Origin of the sequence: Halosimplex halophilum, assembly GCF_004698125.1 — an archaeon.
Lineage (GTDB): Archaea > Halobacteriota > Halobacteria > Halobacteriales > Haloarculaceae > Halosimplex > Halosimplex halophilum.
On sequence record NZ_ML214297.1, the window covers coordinates 1,470,467 to 1,486,885 of the forward strand.

A 16,419-nucleotide genomic window follows, 5' to 3' on the forward strand; every position below is an offset into this window, starting at 1 on the left:
GGTCTAACTGTTGTCCAGTCACAGCGTCGAACGTGTCAGACCCGACCAGGCGCGCGGTGGTTCGGCGCGGGGCGGCCCTCGGCGCGGCGATGCTCGCGGGCTGCGAGTCGCCGGTGAGTTCTGGGGAGAACGGGACGCCGACACCGTGTCGCGGCGACGCCGGACGCCCGCCGCGGGCGTACCTCGACGGCGGTATCTCCGAGTTCGACCCCGCCGGCGAGCGCTTCAGCGGGACGGCCTTCCTGGACTTCGAGCGAGAAGTGGACGCGCTGGAACGGTACGGCGTCGCGCTGACGGCTTACGACCCGGACGGCGCGGTCGCCTTCGAGGTCGATTTCGGCGACTTCACGGAGGAGACGGCCCGGACGATGTCGTTCGAGACCGAGCGGTTCCCGATCGTGACGGTCCCGACCTGGGAGGGGACCCAGGCGGAGGACTTCCGGTGTACCACGCCGGAGACGCGGGCCGTCGTCCGGGGGTACCACGGCTACCACGAGACGCCGTTCACCGAGTGGCCGCGGACGAGCGAACACGACTTCGAGACCGCGACCGGCCACGTCTGGAGTTCGCTGGCCGGCCGCGTCGAGGAGCGCGGAGACCCGGTCGCGCTGGCGGTGTGGCTGGCGAAGTGCCAGCAGCGGATGCTCGGCCGCGACGCCGGGGAGGCGCTGTGGGCCGTCCCCGACGCGACGTGGCTGGCGCGCGAGGAGACGTACACGGTCACCTGCTACCCCTCGGACGCCCCGGACGGTGCCGAACCGCCGGCGGCCGTCCCGGAAGCCGTTCGCGAACTCGGGGAGTCGAACCCGGACGAACCGGTCAGGCGGACCCTGTCGCGGTCAGCGTTCGCCGAGACCTACGCCGCCGCCGAGGGCGACGACGAACCCGGCGTCCCGTCCCCGGACGGACGCTACGCGCGCCACGCCGGACACTGCACGCCCGGGACCGCGAGCGCCGCCTACGCGTTCGCCGACGACGAGGGCGGCTTCGACCTCGTGTACGAGTGGGCGGGCATGGACGACGAACCGCCGGACCGGGCGTCGGGACTCGACGGCTCGTAGACCCGGGACCGTGGGCGAACCGCGGGACCGGTCGGGTGGGCACTCGTTCCACGTTCGGGTCAGTCCGTCACCGGTTCCTCGCCGTCGACGGCGTCGCCGACCCCGTCGCCAGCTGGGGGGCCTTCGTCGTCGATGACGGCCTCGCGCCAGCCGCCGCGGCGGAACCAGGCGACGCCGACGACGAACGAGGCCAGCGCGGAGGCGGCCATCGCCCACCAGAGGCCGTTCACGTCGACGGGGGTCACCGCGAGCGGATCGACGGCGACGGCGTAGGCCAGGAAGACCGCGACGGGCACCCGGAAGACCCACCGCGAAAGGAGGGAGAGAACGAACGCGACCTTGGTCCGGCCGGCGCCGCGGAACCCGCCCTGGACGACCATCAGGCCGCCGAAGAAGGCCCAGAAGGGGGCGATGATCCGCAGGAGCGTGACGCCGGCGTCGATCACGGCCTGCTCGCCGATGAACACGCCCATCGCGATAGCGGGGAACGCGTAGACGAGCCCGCCGGCGGCGAAGAGGACGGCCATCGCGCCGCCGGTGGCCGTCCAGGTCACGTCGGCCGCGCGATCGGGCTGGTCGGCGCCGAGATTTTGACCGACGCCGGTCGCGGCGGCCTGGCCGACCGCCCCGGAGACGGTCCAGGAGACCGACATCAGGCGGATGCCGATGCCGTAGGCGGCCGTCGCCACCGCTCCGAACCGCGCCACGAGGGCGGCGAAGGTGACCGCGGCCAGCGAGCGGGTCAGCCCGTCGAGCGTCGCGGGGTAGCCCACCGCGACGAGCCGCCGGAGGATCTGCCAGTCGGGCGAGAGGTCGCCGAGTCGCAGGCGGATGCCCCAGCCGCCGTCGACGAGGATGTACAGCCCGATGGCGGCGGCGACCCCGCGGGAGATGAAGGTCGCGATAGCGGCCCCCTGTGCGCCGAGGCCGAGGAAGGGTCCCCAGTCGAGGATGAACACGGGGTCGATGACGATGTTGAGGCCGGCGCTGGCGGCGACGAGCCACATGGCCGTCCTGGTGTCGCCGGCGGCCCGCAGCGACGAGCGGAAGACGAAAAAGAGGAAGGTGAAGGGGATGGCGAGGAAGACGAACTCGATGTAGGCGACGGCGGCGTCGAAGACGGCGCCCCGGGCGCCGATGAGTGCGACCAGCGGCCGGCGGACGGCGAAGCCGAACGCGCCGAGCGCGGCGGCGACGGCGACGGCCAGCAGGACCGACTGGGCGACGGTCCGCTGGGCGCGCCGCTCGTTGCCGGCGCCGATGTGCTGTGAGACGACGGCGTTGGTGGCCGCGGTCAGGCCCATGGCGACGGAGATGAACAGGTACGCGGTCGGGAACATCAGCGAGACGGCGGCGACGGCCTCGGCGCTGACGCGGCCGACCCAGAACATGTCCGCGAGGTTGTAGGCGGTCTGGAGGAGGTTGCCGGCCACGAGCGGCCAGGCCAGCCTGAACAGCCGCGGGGTCACCGCGCCGGTGGTCATGTCGACGCGCGAGTCGGTCTCTGCCACTGTCTCCCCGCAGGAACCACCCGACCGTAAACGTACCCGTCTCCGGCGGGGGCCGCCGGACCGGAAACGGCTCGTCTCCGGTGGCGGTCGCCGCCGCCCACTCGCTCCGGGGCGGCGACCCGCGCTTTCGACGCGCGTATCAGAACGTCCTTTGTCGTCCGGGCCCGACGTTCGACAATGACACTCGGCCTCGGCCAGGCGCTCGCGGCGGCCGCGGGGACCATCGGGGGCCTCGACGCGGTCGTCGGCCACGCGGGAACGACGCACGCGGGGACGCCACACTGGGTCCTCGGCGCGGTCACGGTCCTGGGGATCGCCGCGGGGATCGGCGGCTATCGGATGCTGCGCGACGGGGCGCGGAGCGACCGGTTCGGCGCCGGGCTCCTCTCGGCGGGTGCGGTGGCGGTCATCGCCGGAACCATCGGCCTCGTCGAGGTGCAGATCGCGCCGGCTGCGACGCCGGACTGGACGGAGTGGTTCCCCGTGATCAACGCCGTCTCGGCCATCGCCGTGGCGCTCGGGAGCCTCGTCGTCGTCCGCTGGAAGTGGCCCGAGCGCCCCCGCTACGTCGGGCTCGGCCTCCTGCTGGCGGCGTGGATCGCCTACCCGACGCTGCTGCCCGGGGAGGGGCTGACGAACCCGCTGGGGTACCTGCTGGCCGCGGCCGTGCCCGGTGCCATCCTCTACGTCTTCTACCGCGACGCCGGGCCGTCGTTCCCGCGCGTGCTGGCCGCGCGGGTCCCCGCGCTCACCGCCGTCGTCACCTTCGCCCTGTTCGGCGTCTTCTACCTGTTCTCGGCGGGGACGCTCTCGGTGAACCCCGACCTGACCGCCGACGTCGCGGGCCAGGGGTTCGTCACCCCCTACCAGGTCGCCTCGCCGCTGGTGTACTGGCCGGCCCTGGAGTTTTACTTCCCCGCCGTCCCCCTGTCGGGGTACGTCTCGCTGGGGTCGCTGTTGCTCGTGGCCATCCTCGGCGGGCTGGTCGCCAGTAACGCGGCGCTGGCGGCGCGCCAGCTCACGGCCGGCGGGTCCGTCGACTCCCCGCGGGCGGTCGTCGGGACGCTCACGACCGCCGGCGCGACCGCCTGCGGCTGCTGCGCGCCCGCGGTCTACGGCGCGGCCGGCGCGCTGTTCGGCGCGGCCGCCACGCCCGTCTACTGGGCGTTCATGGACCCGTCGTCGCCGGTCGGCGGCCTCTTCTTCGCCGCGAGCGTCCTCCTCCTGACCGGGAGCGCGGTCCGGGCGAGCCACGACCCCGCCTGCGCGGTCCCCCGCGAACCGGAGGCGAGCGGCGCGGCCGAGCAGGCGGCGTAGGGTGGGACCCGTTCGCACGCCACCCCAGCCGTTATCGGGGTCGGCTCCGAGCCGCGTGGCATGGACGAGTTTCATCTCCGGGGGTCGCCCGCGGACCTCGGGACGGAGTTCGCGGCGCAGGTGGCCGACTCCGATCGGTCGCTCGCGGACGTGGCGCCCGAGTCGCTCGACCCGTCGCCGGCGGTCCGCGAGTTCGCCCGCGAATGTGTGCCGCAGGTCCGCGAGCACGCGCCCGGGCTGCTCGACGAACTCGACGCGGTCGCCGAGGCGGCGGGCGTCGAACGCGAGGGCGTCCGGGCCGTGGCGCTGGCGGCCGACGCCGACCCCGGGTGTTCGCTCGTCGGCGTCCCCGGCGAACGCACCGAGAGCGGGAGCGCGCTGTTCGCCCGCAACCACGACTTCTACCCCTCCTTCCGGCAGTACTCGAAGCTGTACCGGACCGATCCGACTGACCGGCTGGCGAGCGTCGGCTGCGCCCACGGGCTCGCCGGTCGGCTGGACGGGGTCAACGAGGCGGGTCTCGCCGTCGGGTTCGCCGGGGTCCCGACCGAGGAGTACGACCCGGGCGTGATGTGGCCGCTGGCCGTCCGGACGGTGCTCGATACCTGTGAGACCGCCGCCGAGGCGGTCGACTACCTCGAATCCGTCCCGCACGCGCGGAACGTGAACGTCCTCGTCGCGGACGCGGACGGCGACGTGGCGGTCGTCGAGGCGAGCCCCGGAGCGGTCGAGATGCGGCGACCGGACGACGGCGACCACCTCCTGGTCGCGACCAACCAGTTCGACTCGGCGCGGATGCGCACTCACCAGTCGGTCGATCGGACCCCCGCAGATTGCCCGCGCCACTGTGTGGTCGAGGCGTGGGCCGACGACCGCGAGGGGACGGTCGGGCCGGCCGACCTGCGGCGCCTGGTCGGCGACCCGGAGGCCGGCGTCGCGTGGGGCCTCGACGGGGCCGAGGACGACCCGCGGTCGACGATCTGGTCGTGGGTGGTCGACACGGGCGCCGACAGCGCGTCGCTCGCGCGCGACTCGCCCGCCGAGGCCCCCTACGAGTCGGTCGCCGTACCGGGTCGCGAGACCGGCCGCTGAGCCATTCCGGGTCCTCCGCACGTGCCCGCGCGACGCATCCGCTCGCACGGCCCCGCACGGCCCCGCACGCGCTCCCGTTCGCGTGCGCTCGATCGCACGCACACGCCCGCTGTCCGCCGATTTCGCCCGAAACCTTTAGGACGGGGACCACCCTATCGACGCCCATGACCCCAACCCGCGGAGCCGGAGGTGGCGCCCGGTGGAGCTGATAATCACGGAGAAGAACAACGCCGCGCGGCGCATCGCGGAGATCCTGAGCGACGGGGCCGCGACGACCACCCAGCGCAACGGCGTCAACGTCTACGAGTGGGGCGTGACGACCTGCGTCGGTCTCTCCGGCCACGTCGTCGGCGTCGACTTCCCCGAGGAGTACGGCGACTGGCGCGACGTGGAGCCGGTCGAGCTGATCGACGCCGACATCGTCAAGTCGCCCACCCAGGAGAACATCGTCCGAACCCTCCGGCAACTCGCCCGCGAGTGCGACGAGGCGGTCATCGCGACCGACTACGACCGCGAGGGCGAACTCATCGGCAAGGAGGCCTACGAGCTCATCCGCGAGGAGACCGACGCCCCGGTCAAGCGGGTGCGGTTCTCCTCGATCACCGAGCGCGAGGTCAAGGAGGCGTTCGCCGAACCCGACGACATCGACTTCGACCTGGCGGCCGCCGGCGAGGCCCGGCAGATCATCGACCTCGTCTGGGGCGCCGCGCTGACGCGGTTCCTCTCGCTGTCGGCCCGGCAACTCGGCGAGGACTTCATCTCGGTCGGGCGCGTGCAGTCGCCCACCCTCAAGCTCATCGTCGACCGCGAGCGGGAGATCCAGGCGTTCGACCCCGACGACTACTGGGAGATCTTCGCCGACCTCGCGAAGGACGGCGAGACCTTCGAGGCGCAGTACTTCTACGACGACGACGGCAGCGAGGCCGAGCGGGTCTGGAACGAGGGCGACGCCGACGACGCCTACGACCGGCTGCGCGAGGCGGCCAGCGCCGAGGTCACGTCGGTCCGCCGGCGCACCCGGACGGACAACCCGCCGGCGCCGTTCAACACGACCGCCTTCATCTCCGCCGCGGGGTCGCTCGGGTATTCGGCCCAGCGCGCGATGTCCATCGCCGAGGAACTCTACACCACGGGGTACATCACCTACCCCCGGACGGACAACACGGTCTACCCGGAGGACCTGGACCCGGAGGAACTCCTCGACGAGTTCACGATGACCCACGAGTTCGGCGACGACGCCGAGTCGCTGCTGGACCTCGACGAGATCGAGCCCACCGAGGGCGACGACGAGACGACCGACCACCCGCCGATCCACCCGACCGGCGCGGTGCCCGACCGCGACGAACTCGACGAGGACGAGTGGGAGGTCTACGAGCTCGTGGTCCGCAGGTTCTTCGCGACGGTCGCCGAGCCGGCGACCTGGGAGCACCTGCGCGTCGTCGCCGAGGCCAACGACTGCCAGCTGAAGGCCACCGGCAAGCGCCTGCTCGAAGCCGGCTACCACGACGTGTATCCGTACTCGTCGGCGAGCGAGTCGTTCCTCCCGCCCGTCGAGGAGGGCGACGCGCTCGACGTGACCGACGTGGAACTGGAGGCCAAACAGACCCAGCCGCCCCGCCGGTACGGCCAGTCGCGGCTCATCCAGCGGATGGAGGACCTGGGGCTGGGGACGAAGGCCACGCGGCACAACACCATCGAGAAGCTCTACGACCGCGGGTACATCGAGGACGACCCGCCCCGGCCCACCGCGCTCGCGGAGGCGGTCGTCGAGGCCGCCGAGGAGTACGCCGACCGGGTCGTCAGCGACGACATGACCGCCCAGCTGGAGGCGGACATGTCCGCCATCGCCAACGGCGAGGCGACGCTCGACGACGTGACCGAGGAGTCCCGGGAGATGCTCGAACGCGTCTTCGAGGAACTGCGCGACTCCCGTGAGGCGATCGGCGACCACCTCCAGGAGTCGCTGAAGGCCGACCGCCGCCTGGGTCCCTGCCCGGAGAGCGACCACGACCTGCTGGTCCGTCAGAGCCGGCAGGGTTCGTATTTCGTCGGTTGCGACGGCTACCCCGACTGCCAGTACACGCTCCCGCTGCCGAGCACGGGCGAGCCGCTCGTCCTGGAGGAGACCTGCGAGGAGCACGGCCTCAACCACGTGAAGATGCTCGCCGGCCGGGACACGTTCGTCCACGGCTGCCCGCAGTGCAAGGCCGACGAGGCCGACGACACCGAGGACGAGGTCATCGGCCGCTGCCCCGACTGCGGCGACGAGGAGGGCGGCGAGCTGGCGATCAAGCAGCTCCGGTCGGGCTCGCGGCTCGTCGGGTGCACTCGCTACCCCGACTGCGACTACTCGCTGCCGCTCCCGCGCCGCGGCGACATCGAGATCACCGACGAGTACTGCGACGAGCACCACCTGCCGGAACTGGTCGTCCACAGCGGCGAGGACGACGACGACCCGTGGGAGCTGGGCTGTCCCATCTGCAACTACCGGGAGTACCGCGCCCGCCAGGCCGTCGACGACCTGGAGGACCTGGACGGCGTCGGCCCCGCGACCGCCGAGCGCCTGGAGACCGCCGGCGTCGAGGAACCGGCGGACCTCCGTGAGGTCGACCCGGACGTGCTCGCCACGGAGATCCAGGGCGTCAGCGCCAGCCAGATCCGCGACTGGATCTCCCAGCTTCCGGAGGTCGACGCCGGCGACGACGACGAGGGCCCCGACGGCGACTCGGAGGAGGGTGACCGGGAGCTCGTCGACACCGCCGGCCGAGCCGACGGGACCGCCGAGAGCGACTGAGTCGAGCCGTTTTATCGACTGACGGACGGCGAGAGGTCGGAGCGGCGCTTCGCGGCGGCGAGGGCCTCGTCGTGGCGTCGCTCGACGGCCCGCATCTCCTCGGGGTTGTTGTGGTAGTACGCCAGCGCCTCGTAGACGCTGGCGATGTCGAGGCCGAGCTGGTCGGCGACGCGTTCGGGGTCGTCGCCGCGCTCCTCGACGCGGGCCTGGACGACTCTGACCGTCACTCGCCGCCCCTCGACGTGTGGCTCGTCGTGGATCGACGACTCGTCGCCGGGCACGATCCCGTGTCGCTGGGTCGCCATCTCACGACGGAGTAGGCGCTCTGTCCGTCTTGAACCTCCGGGCGAGTCGGACCCAGCGAGATCGATCCCTTTCGACCGCACCTCAGAAGCCGACGTGGCTGGTCGAACTCGGCCCGTCGTCGCCGTCGTCGATGCCGCCCTCGTGTTCGAAGGTGTAGTCCTCGTCGACGAGGAACACGTCGCCGTCCTCGACGGTCACGTCCACGTCGGGGAGCGTGGTTCCGGCGGCTTCGCCGTTGTCGCACTCGCCGGAACACGCGTTGAACATCGAGCCGTGCTTGGGGCAGATGATCTCGCCGTCGCGCATGGGGACGCCGCGGCCGGTGTCGAAGCGCTGAGCCTCGTGGGTGCAGCGGTTGATCCACGCCGCGACGCCGCCCTCGCCGTCGACCGGCGCCCCGCCGTCGGCCGCCACCTCGTCGTCGCAGGGGACGACGATGACCTCCTCCTCCATGTCGAAAGAGTTGGTCGCCGTGAACAGGAACGATCCGTCCTCGCGAACGTCCTCGACCGTCGTCAGCCGCGCACCGTCTGCCATCACCCGTGGATAGGACAGCGACGAGTTAGGTCTGACGGCGAACACCCGCCCGACGACCCCTCCACGCCGGCGCGCGCTGGAGCGCGCTTTCATGCGCGCGACGACACCGCGCGAGGTCTTCGCGAGCCTGCGAGCGAAGGCTCGTCAGAGCGTGCTCTGACGGTGGATTCGCGACTCGCGGGTCGCGAATCGGCTGGGGAGGTTCGTGGCCGTCTGCGGTGCCGTGCGGTGACGGTGCTGTCCTGGCGGACTGAAAGGGCGAGGCGCGCTCGCGTGCAGTTTAGTCGCCTGAGCGACCCCTATCCGCGCGGGCAGTGCGGAGAGCGCGGATATGTCGATCAGCGACCGCGAGCGGGCCGAGGGCTTTCAGCGCTCACTATCGACTGCGGTCGGTCCCGCCCCTACTCCTCCACCGAGACCCGCAGCTACTCCCATCCGAAGCGGTTTTACGGTCCCGCGAGGTGTGTGCGAGTATGCAGAGGCCGTGGGACGACTGGGACCACATCCTGAAGGTCGACCCGGACAAGGAGCTGGTCGACGGGGAGACGTACGCCGACGTCGTCACCTGTGGCACGGACGCCATCGAGGTGGGCGGCACGACGGGCGTCACCGAGGAGAAGATGGCCGACGTGGTCGAGGCCTGCGCCGAGTACGACGTGCCGCTGTACGTCGAGCCGTCGAACCCCGCCAACGTCGTCCACCGCGGCGGCGTCGACGGCTACCTCGTGCCCGCGGTCCTCAACGCCGGCGACATCGCCTGGCTCTCCGGCGTCCACAAGGAGTGGGTCCGCATCGACGACGACATCGACTGGGCGCGCACCTTCACCGAGGGGTACATCGTCCTCAACCCCGACTCCGCCGCCGCCAAGCTCACCCAGTCCGACTGCGACCTCGACCCCGAGGACGTGGCCGCCTACGCCGAGGTCGGCGAGCGGATGCTCGGCCAGGAGATCGTCTACGCCGAGTACTCCGGCACCTTCGGCGACCCCGAGGTCGTCGCCGCCGCCGCCGACGCGCTGGAGGAGGCCACCCTCTTCTACGGCGGGGGCATCCACGACTACGAGTCGGCCAACACGATGGCCGAACACGCCGACACGGTCGTCGTCGGCGACCTCGTCCACGACGAGGGCGTCGACGCCGTCGCCGAGACCGTCGAGGGCGCCAAAGACGCCACGCCCGCGACGCTCGGCGACTGACGGCCGGTCCTCAGTCGTCCCCGCGTGTCCGCGACGTGTGAGCGGAGCGACGACTCCGCCGCTCGTCGACGGATACGGTCACCCCGATCGGTCGTCCCTCACCGATTCACAGAGCCGACTACGGAGTTCTCGCGCAGTATCGAACGGTCCCTCCGCGAGGGGGAGTCGCCGGAGGAGGGGTCGATCTCCGCGCGCTTCTCGTCAGCGGCGCGCGCCTCCCCACGGCCACGACGACCCCGCCCGGAAGTAACGACAGTTTCACCGGAATCGTCACTGCACCGACGACCCGTCTCCGGGGTGACGGGGTGAGCGCGCCCGGAATCCGGAGCGTAGTCCCCCGAGAGACGTGGTGGGACACCCCTGCCGAAGGGTTCATTTACGACCAGTGTTGCGTATCGGATGGTGTGATACCATGTGCCACGAATACACCTCGCGCGTCTGGGACCGTGAACCCGAGGACGAGGAGGCGGAGACCGACGACGAGATGCCGGGATTCGCCAACGAGGGGGGCAACGAGGACGTGGAGGTCCTCACCGACGGCGGCGACGAATCGTAGACCTACCCGTTTTTTCGACGAGTGAACGAGACAGGAGGCCGGCGCGGAGCGGCGGGGCCACTCGGAGCGCAGACCCGTCGACGGCGCGGGGCGGGACCGACGGAACCGGGGGCGACAGGGCCACGCGGGACAAGCGAGGACCCAGCGGGACGCGCCGGCCGCACCGTCCCCCGGCGGCGTGTGAGTCGCTGACCCGGAAGGGCTGTCCTTAAGTCGGGGCCACCGAAAGGCACATCCATGGACGACCGCACCTACACCGCGGACGCCGAGCCGGGCGAGACCGTCACGGTCGCCGGCTGGGTCCATGAGATCCGCGACCTCGGTGGCATCGCCTTCCTCATCCTCCGCGACCAGTCCGGGAAGATCCAGGTCAAGTTCGAGAAAGACGAGATGGACGACGACCTCGTCGAGACCGGACTCGGGGTTCACCGCGAATCGGTCGTCGCCGTCACCGGCGACGTGGAGGAGGAGCCCCGCGCGCCCACCGGCGTCGAGATCACCCCCGACTCGCTCGACGTGGTCGCCGAGGCCGACCCCGAGCTCCCGCTCGACCCCTCCGGGAAGGTCGACGCCGACCTCTCGACGCGGCTGGACAACCGCACGCTCGACCTCCGCAAGGACGAGGTCAAGGCCATCTTCGAGATCCGAGCGGAGGTCCTCCGCTCGGTCCGCGAGGCCTTCCGGAACCTCGACGCCACGGAGATCAACACGCCGAAGATCGTCGCCACCGGCACCGAGGGCGGGACGGAACTGTTCCCGATCACCTACTTCGGCCGCGAGGCGTTCATGAACCAGAGCCCGCAGCTGTTCAAGCAGCTGATGGTCGGCTCCGGCCTGGAGCGGGTCTTCGAGATCGGTCCGATCTTCCGCGCCGAGGAGCACAACACGCCGCGGCACCTCAACGAGGCGACCTCCATCGACTTCGAGTCGGCGTTCTACGACCACACCGAGGCGATGGACGCCTGCGAGACCGTCGTGACGGCCGCCTACGAGGGCGTCGCCGAGAACTGCGCCGAGCAGCTCGAGACCCTGGACCTGGCCGACGAGTTCGAGGCGCCCGACGGCGAGTTCCCGCGGCTCACCTACGAGGAGGCCATCGAGCGGATCAACGCCACGGGCGAGCTCGACGAGCAGCTCGTCTGGGGCGACGACCTCCCCACGGAGGGCGAGCACGCGCTCGGCCAGGACGTGGGCGAGCACTACTTCATCACCGACTGGCCCAGCGAGATCAAGCCGTTCTACATCAAGGACCACGACGACGACGAGCAGCTGTCGACGGGCTTCGACATGATGCACCCGACGATGGAGCTCGTCTCGGGCGGCCAGCGCGAACACCGCTACGACCACCTCGTCGAAGGGTTCGAACAGCAGGGGCTCGACCCCGAGCAGTTCGACTACTACACCAAGATGTTCAAGTACGGGATGCCGCCCCACGCCGGCTGGGGCCTCGGCGGCGAGCGGCTGGTCATGACGATGCTCGGGCTGGGCAACATCCGCGAGGCAGTCCTCTTCCCGCGAGATCGCCAGCGGCTCTCCCCGTAGCGTCGCTCGATCTCGCCGCGGTCCGCGACAGGCGGCGTCTGTCGCCGTAGACGAACCGCGACGTTGGCGCAAACGCTTTTCAGGGGCAGTCACGAAGCGAGGCCGTGGAGTGGACGGCCTACACGTTCGAGTGCGCGGACGGGGCGACCCGCGAGTCGCTGGTCGCGTGGTTCGACGACCACCACCCGGTCGACGTGCCGGACGACGACTGCGTCCACGGCGACCTGGTCGACGGCGACGGGGCCGAGCGGGCGGTCGACCTGGCGTGGGTCGCCGAGTACTGCTACGCCCTCGTGAACGAGCCGGTGCCCGGCCTGCTCGTCGAGAGCGCCGACCTGTGGGAGCGGGCGGCGGTCGGCACGTTCGACTCGGAGACCGAGACCTGCACGGAGGCGGTGCTCTACCGGTCGGACGGCGAGGACGGCCCCGAAGAGATAGCCCGGTACGAAGGTGAGGCGGGACTCGCGGGCCAGGACATGCTCTACCGGTTCGCGATGGCCCACCGGTTTCGCTTCCGGGCGTTCGCCCACGCGCCGCCGGCGCCGATGCTCACCGAGCTGTTCGGCGCGTTCGACGCCGTCGCCGGCATGGGCTGGGGCAGCGACCTGCTGGCGGAGTTCGAGCGCGAGACGGGCGTCGAGCCCACCGCCCGCGGCGTCGAATTCCTCGAAGACGACCCCGTGCTCGACGACGGCGAGTTCTACGAGGCCGCCGAAGAGGGCTGAGAACGGAGCGCGGGGGCGACGGACCCCGACGGGTCCCGGCGGACCCAGCGGGTCAGTCGTCGTCGACGGCCGCGGCGCCGCTCGCCGTGTCGGTCCCGAGGCCGGCGGTCTCGACCACGTCCTGGTTGGCGGCGACCCACCGCAGCAGCAGGAACGCGAAGACGTACTTCGCGCCGATGTCGAGCGCGGAGTAGCCCCAGGAGGTGAGCCCGACCGACTCGACCAGCGCCAGCCCCTCGACGCCGACCGCCCAGATGACCGGGTAGCCGAGCCACAGCACGACCGTCAGCGCGCGCAGCGTCCCGAATATCTCGTCGGTGCCCGCCGCCGTCGCCGACCGGGGCCACTCGACGAGGACGGCGTACAGGACCACGACGAAGAAGGCGCAGCTGATGCCGTAGAACGCCCACCGGAGCCCGTACGAGGAGGTGACCAGCGCGGCGGCCAGCCCGGTGACGCACATCCCGACGTCCGCCGCGACGACCGTGAACAGGCTCCCGAGGTCCACGTCCGCCAGCAGCCCCAGCGCCAGCAGGATCATCGGCGTCGACAGCGTCCACGTCAGATAGCGACCCCACTGGCTCAGCACCTCCTCGCCGGCCAGCGCGTGGCCGGGCGGCATCTCGACCAGCCCGACTGTCAGCCCCGAGACCAGCGCCGTGTAGCTCGATATCGAGACCAGCGGGATCAGCAGCGTCGCCCCCCAGATGAGCTTCGCGCGCGTCCCCTCGACGTTCCGGCCCATGTACACGAAGAGCAGTATCGACAGCCCCGCCAGCGCGATGTTCGCCCACAGCGACGACGACAGCAGCAGGTCGTTGTTGATCCGCTGGAACACCTCGGCCTGGGAGGCCTGCAGCGCCGGACCCCCCTGGATGGATGGGAACATACGCGTCGACGTTGGCCCTCCATGAGGGAGAACACCATGCCAAACTATGCAGGGTCGGGAGCCCGCGGACCGACGACCGACCCCACGGCCCGATTCCGATCCGTTGCCGGCCGTCCGGCTCCGGACGGACACGCCGTTCGCCGCCGCGGAGTAACTAATCCCCGACCGCGCCGACCGCCTGCGACCGCATCTGCGCCCATCTTTTTCCAGCGGGGGTTTCCTCAGTCGCGCCGCTCCCTGCGGGAACCCCCGCGGCAAAAACACGGGTGAAAAAGCGGGACCTCACTGCGTTCGGCCCCGCGAACCGCTCGCTTCGATCGCGGATGCTCCGGTTCGTAGTCCTACTCCCCGACCGCGCCGACAGCCTGCGAACGCATCTCGCCGGTCATCTGGATCCCGTTGGCGTCGATGCGGCGGACGATCCGGCGGGCCTGCGACCGGGCGAGGTACTTGTCCTCGGCGGCGGCGCGGGCGACGACGCCGAAACTGCTGGTGACGGCGCCGCCGAGTCCCTCGGCCATGCGGCGGACGCGGCGGTCCTCGGAGACGACGGCGACGGCGTGGCGGTCGTTCGGGTCGGCGTGGGCGACGACGCCGGCGAGCATCGCCGCCTCGTGGGTGCCCTCCTCGATGCCGACGACCTCGACGGCCCGCTCGTAGGCCGTGTCGGGGACCGCCGTCGACACGTCGGTCTCGTCGAGAAAGCCCTCCAGCGCGCTGCGGGCGGGCTCGGTCGTCACCTGCCGTTCGACCACTTCGGGGACGACGAGCCGGCCGTCGAAGCTCTCCAGCAGGTCCAGCTCGCCCACCTGGCCGAGCGCGTACAGCGTCGTCGGGCCGACGTAGATGCGGGTCACAGCTGCTGGGCGGTGTAGGCGTCGTCGCTCAGGTCCTCGGCGGCCAGCTGGGTGGTGAGGTTGCGCTCGTGGGCGATCTCCAGCCACTCGCCCAGCGAGACGCCCGCGATCCGGGCGGCCTCGGCGACCGAGGCGTCGCCGGACTGGTAGCGCTCGACCGCGCGGCGGACGCGCAGCTCGGCCAGTCCCTCCCGCAGGGCCTTCCGGATCGTCGTCGACCGGTCCTCGTCGAGCAGTTCGGCGACCGCGTCCAGTTCCTCCTTCTCCTCGCTCGGGAGGCGCGCGCTGACTGACGGCATACTCGATACGATGTCCCCCACCGTATACAATAACTCTGTGGGTCGCCGCCGTCGCTCCCGGCGCCGACGCCGGTCGCGGTCGCCCGCCGCGTGCCGCCCGTCTCTCGCCGACCGTGTCGAGGAAAATACAAATGCGGGGCCGCCGTCGATCCGGTATGGCCGCGGAATCGACCACGGACGCCGACGAGGAGGAGAGCCCGCTCGTCGGCGTCGCGACCGGCGCCGTCACGTTCCTGACGCTCGGCGTCGCCTTCTCGCTCATGTTCCTGGGCGTCGACTACTTCTGGGTGGCCTTCCCGGTGGGGTTCGGCGGCGGGATGCCGCTGGCGGTCGCGCTGGCGAAGTACTACGAGTCCAGCCGCGACCGGGAACGAGAACGCGAACACGAGCGCGGACGCGGTGACCGGAGCCGCGACGACGGGACCGACGACGCGCTGGCGGAACTGCGGGCGCGCTACGCCGCCGGCGAGATCGACGACGCGGAGTTCGAACGGCGCGTCGAGCGCCTGCTGGAGACCGAGTCGATCGACGACGCCGAGACGTTCCTCGCCGGCGAGACGGCCGACGACCGCGAGGGCGACCGGGCTGACGGACGCGACCGGACCGACGAACGCGACCGGACCGACGAACGCGAACCCGGCCACGAACGCGACCGCGAGCCGGACAGGGCCTGAGTCGGCCCCGTCGCGGCGGCCCGAGGGCGAAACGCATTACCGGCGCCGCACCGACGGGCGAGTATGACAGCGGTGGCACGGGCGTTCGTCCCCGGGCACGTGACGGGCTTTTTCACCGTCGACCCGGACGACGACCCGACGAAGGCGGGGTCGCGCGGCGCGGGGCTGGCGCTCTCGGAGGGCGTGACCGTGACGGTGCGACGCGCCGACGCGACCGAGGTGACGCTGAACGGCGAGACCGTCGAGGTGGAGGCGGTCGAGCGCGTCCTCGCGGCGTTAGAGGCGACCGTCGCGGTCCGCGGGGTGACGGACCTGCCGGTCGGGTCGGGCTTCGGCGTCTCCGGCGCGATGGCGCTGGGGGCGGCGCTGGCGACGAACGACCTGCTCGACCGGCGGCTCTCGACGTACGAACTCGCGACGGTCGCCCACGGCGCGGAGGTCCAGGCCGGGACCGGCCTGGGCGACGTGGTCGGGCAGCTCCACGGCGGCGCCCCCGTCCGGCTGGAGCCGGGGAGCCCCCAGCACAACCGGATGGACGCGGTGCCGGCCCGCTCGCGCGTCGAGTTCCAGACGTTCGGCGAGCTGTCGACGAGCGAGGTGATCGGCGGCGACACCGAGGCCATCTCGGCGGCGGGCGAGCGGGCGCTCTCGCGGCTCGTCGAGGAGCCGACGCTGGGGCGGTTCATGGCGGCCTCCCGGCAGTTCGCCCGCGAGGCCGAACTGCTCCCCGACCGGGTGTACGAGGTGGTGACCGACGTGGCCGAGGCGGGCGGCGAGGCGACGATGGGGATGCTCGGACGGACGGTCGTGGCGCTGGACACCGGGCTGACGGACGCGGGCTACGACCCGACGGTCTGCCGGATCGACCCGACGGGTGCGACGCTGCTCGACCCGCCCGCCGAGCGGTCGCTCCCGGAGTAGAGACCGCCTACTCCCCGACGGCGGCGGACCGCAGTAATCTGGTATTCGTTTTTCGTCCGTCCCGTCCCTCGTCTCCGGCGGACCGACGACGAACGCGGAAATCGGTCCGACCGTATCCCACCCCACCCCATCCGGCCTCGCG

The 16,419-nt window shown here is 71.5% G+C and carries 16 protein-coding genes; 10 read left to right on the top strand and 6 right to left on the bottom strand.

What is annotated here, in order from left to right; translation table 11 throughout:
* Window positions 1-32 precede the first annotated feature (32 nt).
* Window positions 33-1,061 (top strand): hypothetical protein, encoded by a 1,029-nt coding sequence (locus E3328_RS07475; RefSeq protein WP_135363959.1) that lies wholly within the window; start codon window positions 33-35, stop codon window positions 1,059-1,061.
* A 59-nt stretch (window positions 1,062-1,120) separates the two neighbouring features.
* On the opposite strand, the gene E3328_RS07480 is transcribed toward E3328_RS07475, so the two are convergent.
* A complete protein-coding gene (locus E3328_RS07480; protein WP_135364694.1) occupies window positions 1,121-2,545 on the bottom strand; it encodes an MATE family efflux transporter in 1,425 nt (474 codons plus the stop codon).
* Between the two features lie 204 nt (window positions 2,546-2,749).
* On the opposite strand from E3328_RS07480, the gene E3328_RS07485 reads away from it, so the two are divergent.
* The 3 genes from E3328_RS07485 (at window position 2,750) to E3328_RS07495 (ending at window position 7,775) form a co-directional block, all read left to right on the top strand.
* Window positions 2,750-3,889 carry a hypothetical protein gene (locus E3328_RS07485; protein WP_135363960.1) on the top strand — a complete coding sequence of 380 codons (1,140 nt, stop codon included), beginning with the start codon at window positions 2,750-2,752 and terminating at the stop codon, window positions 3,887-3,889.
* A gap of 60 nt (window positions 3,890-3,949) precedes the next feature.
* Window positions 3,950-4,981, top strand: coding sequence for a C45 family autoproteolytic acyltransferase/hydrolase (locus E3328_RS07490; RefSeq protein ID WP_135363961.1), 1,032 nt, complete (start codon window positions 3,950-3,952; stop codon window positions 4,979-4,981).
* 199 nt (window positions 4,982-5,180) lie between these two features.
* Complete coding sequence (locus E3328_RS07495; protein ID WP_246022927.1) at window positions 5,181-7,775, top strand: DNA topoisomerase I; 2,595 nt, start codon at window positions 5,181-5,183, stop codon at window positions 7,773-7,775.
* Between the two features lie 11 nt (window positions 7,776-7,786).
* On the opposite strand, the gene E3328_RS07500 is transcribed toward E3328_RS07495, so the two are convergent.
* Window positions 7,787-8,080: a DUF433 domain-containing protein gene (locus E3328_RS07500; protein ID WP_135363962.1), complete on the bottom strand. Its 294-nt coding sequence runs from the start codon at window positions 8,078-8,080 to the stop codon at window positions 7,787-7,789.
* 82 nt (window positions 8,081-8,162) lie between these two features.
* Window positions 8,163-8,618: a Rieske (2Fe-2S) protein gene (locus tag E3328_RS07505; RefSeq protein WP_135363963.1), complete on the bottom strand. Its 456-nt coding sequence runs from the start codon at window positions 8,616-8,618 to the stop codon at window positions 8,163-8,165.
* A gap of 473 nt (window positions 8,619-9,091) precedes the next feature.
* On the opposite strand from E3328_RS07505, the gene E3328_RS07510 reads away from it, so the two are divergent.
* The 4 genes from E3328_RS07510 to E3328_RS07520 all read left to right on the top strand — a co-directional run bounded on the left by E3328_RS07510 (window position 9,092) and on the right by E3328_RS07520 (window position 12,637).
* Window positions 9,092-9,814: a phosphoglycerol geranylgeranyltransferase gene (locus tag E3328_RS07510; protein ID WP_135363964.1), complete on the top strand. Its 723-nt coding sequence runs from the start codon at window positions 9,092-9,094 to the stop codon at window positions 9,812-9,814.
* 412 nt (window positions 9,815-10,226) lie between these two features.
* Window positions 10,227-10,370 (top strand): hypothetical protein, encoded by a 144-nt coding sequence (locus E3328_RS21870; protein WP_167837335.1) that lies wholly within the window; start codon window positions 10,227-10,229, stop codon window positions 10,368-10,370.
* A 237-nt stretch (window positions 10,371-10,607) separates the two neighbouring features.
* Window positions 10,608-11,912, top strand: a complete 1,305-nt coding sequence (gene aspS / locus E3328_RS07515) for an aspartate--tRNA(Asn) ligase (RefSeq protein WP_135363965.1) — start codon at window positions 10,608-10,610, stop codon at window positions 11,910-11,912.
* 104 nt (window positions 11,913-12,016) lie between these two features.
* Window positions 12,017-12,637: a hypothetical protein gene (locus tag E3328_RS07520; protein ID WP_135363966.1), complete on the top strand. Its 621-nt coding sequence runs from the start codon at window positions 12,017-12,019 to the stop codon at window positions 12,635-12,637.
* Between the two features lie 52 nt (window positions 12,638-12,689).
* On the opposite strand, the gene E3328_RS07525 is transcribed toward E3328_RS07520, so the two are convergent.
* From E3328_RS07525 to E3328_RS07535, 3 genes are all read right to left on the bottom strand, one after another.
* On the bottom strand, window positions 12,690-13,526 hold the full coding sequence (locus tag E3328_RS07525; protein WP_135363967.1) for a bacteriorhodopsin: 837 nt from the start codon (window positions 13,524-13,526) through the stop codon (window positions 12,690-12,692).
* A gap of 341 nt (window positions 13,527-13,867) precedes the next feature.
* Window positions 13,868-14,383: a PIN domain-containing protein gene (locus tag E3328_RS07530; protein ID WP_135363968.1), complete on the bottom strand. Its 516-nt coding sequence runs from the start codon at window positions 14,381-14,383 to the stop codon at window positions 13,868-13,870.
* On the bottom strand, window positions 14,380-14,682 hold the full coding sequence (locus E3328_RS07535) for a UPF0175 family protein (RefSeq protein WP_135363969.1): 303 nt from the start codon (window positions 14,680-14,682) through the stop codon (window positions 14,380-14,382). The genes E3328_RS07530 and E3328_RS07535 overlap by 4 nt, the downstream gene beginning before the upstream one ends.
* Window positions 14,683-14,837: 155 nt before the next feature.
* On the opposite strand from E3328_RS07535, the gene E3328_RS07540 reads away from it, so the two are divergent.
* Together E3328_RS07540 and E3328_RS07545 are read left to right on the top strand one after the other, a co-directional pair.
* On the top strand, window positions 14,838-15,356 hold the full coding sequence (locus E3328_RS07540) for an SHOCT domain-containing protein (RefSeq protein ID WP_135363970.1): 519 nt from the start codon (window positions 14,838-14,840) through the stop codon (window positions 15,354-15,356).
* A gap of 63 nt (window positions 15,357-15,419) precedes the next feature.
* Entirely contained in the window at window positions 15,420-16,277 is an 858-nt protein-coding gene (locus E3328_RS07545; RefSeq protein WP_135363971.1) for a pantoate kinase, read from the top strand.
* The last annotated feature ends 142 nt before the right edge of the window (window positions 16,278-16,419 follow it).

Bases quoted from the DNA above. Each gene is read 5' to 3' on its own strand.
- E3328_RS07545 (WP_135363971.1), top strand. From the start codon at position 15,420: ATGACAGCGGTGGCACGGGCGTTCGTCCCCGGGCACGTGACGGGCTTT.
- E3328_RS07500 (WP_135363962.1), bottom strand. From the start codon at position 8,080: ATGGCGACCCAGCGACACGGGATCGTGCCCGGCGACGAGTCGTCGATC.
- E3328_RS07525 (WP_135363967.1), bottom strand. From the start codon at position 13,526: ATGTTCCCATCCATCCAGGGGGGTCCGGCGCTGCAGGCCTCCCAGGCC.
- E3328_RS07490 (WP_135363961.1), top strand. From the start codon at position 3,950: ATGGACGAGTTTCATCTCCGGGGGTCGCCCGCGGACCTCGGGACGGAG.
- E3328_RS07535 (WP_135363969.1), bottom strand. From the start codon at position 14,682: ATGCCGTCAGTCAGCGCGCGCCTCCCGAGCGAGGAGAAGGAGGAACTG.
- E3328_RS07485 (WP_135363960.1), top strand. From the start codon at position 2,750: ATGACACTCGGCCTCGGCCAGGCGCTCGCGGCGGCCGCGGGGACCATC.
- E3328_RS07480 (WP_135364694.1), bottom strand. From the start codon at position 2,545: ATGACCACCGGCGCGGTGACCCCGCGGCTGTTCAGGCTGGCCTGGCCG.
- E3328_RS07505 (WP_135363963.1), bottom strand. From the start codon at position 8,618: ATGGCAGACGGTGCGCGGCTGACGACGGTCGAGGACGTTCGCGAGGAC.
- aspS (WP_135363965.1), top strand. From the start codon at position 10,608: ATGGACGACCGCACCTACACCGCGGACGCCGAGCCGGGCGAGACCGTC.
- E3328_RS07510 (WP_135363964.1), top strand. From the start codon at position 9,092: ATGCAGAGGCCGTGGGACGACTGGGACCACATCCTGAAGGTCGACCCG.
- E3328_RS21870 (WP_167837335.1), top strand. From the start codon at position 10,227: ATGTGCCACGAATACACCTCGCGCGTCTGGGACCGTGAACCCGAGGAC.
- E3328_RS07540 (WP_135363970.1), top strand. From the start codon at position 14,838: ATGGCCGCGGAATCGACCACGGACGCCGACGAGGAGGAGAGCCCGCTC.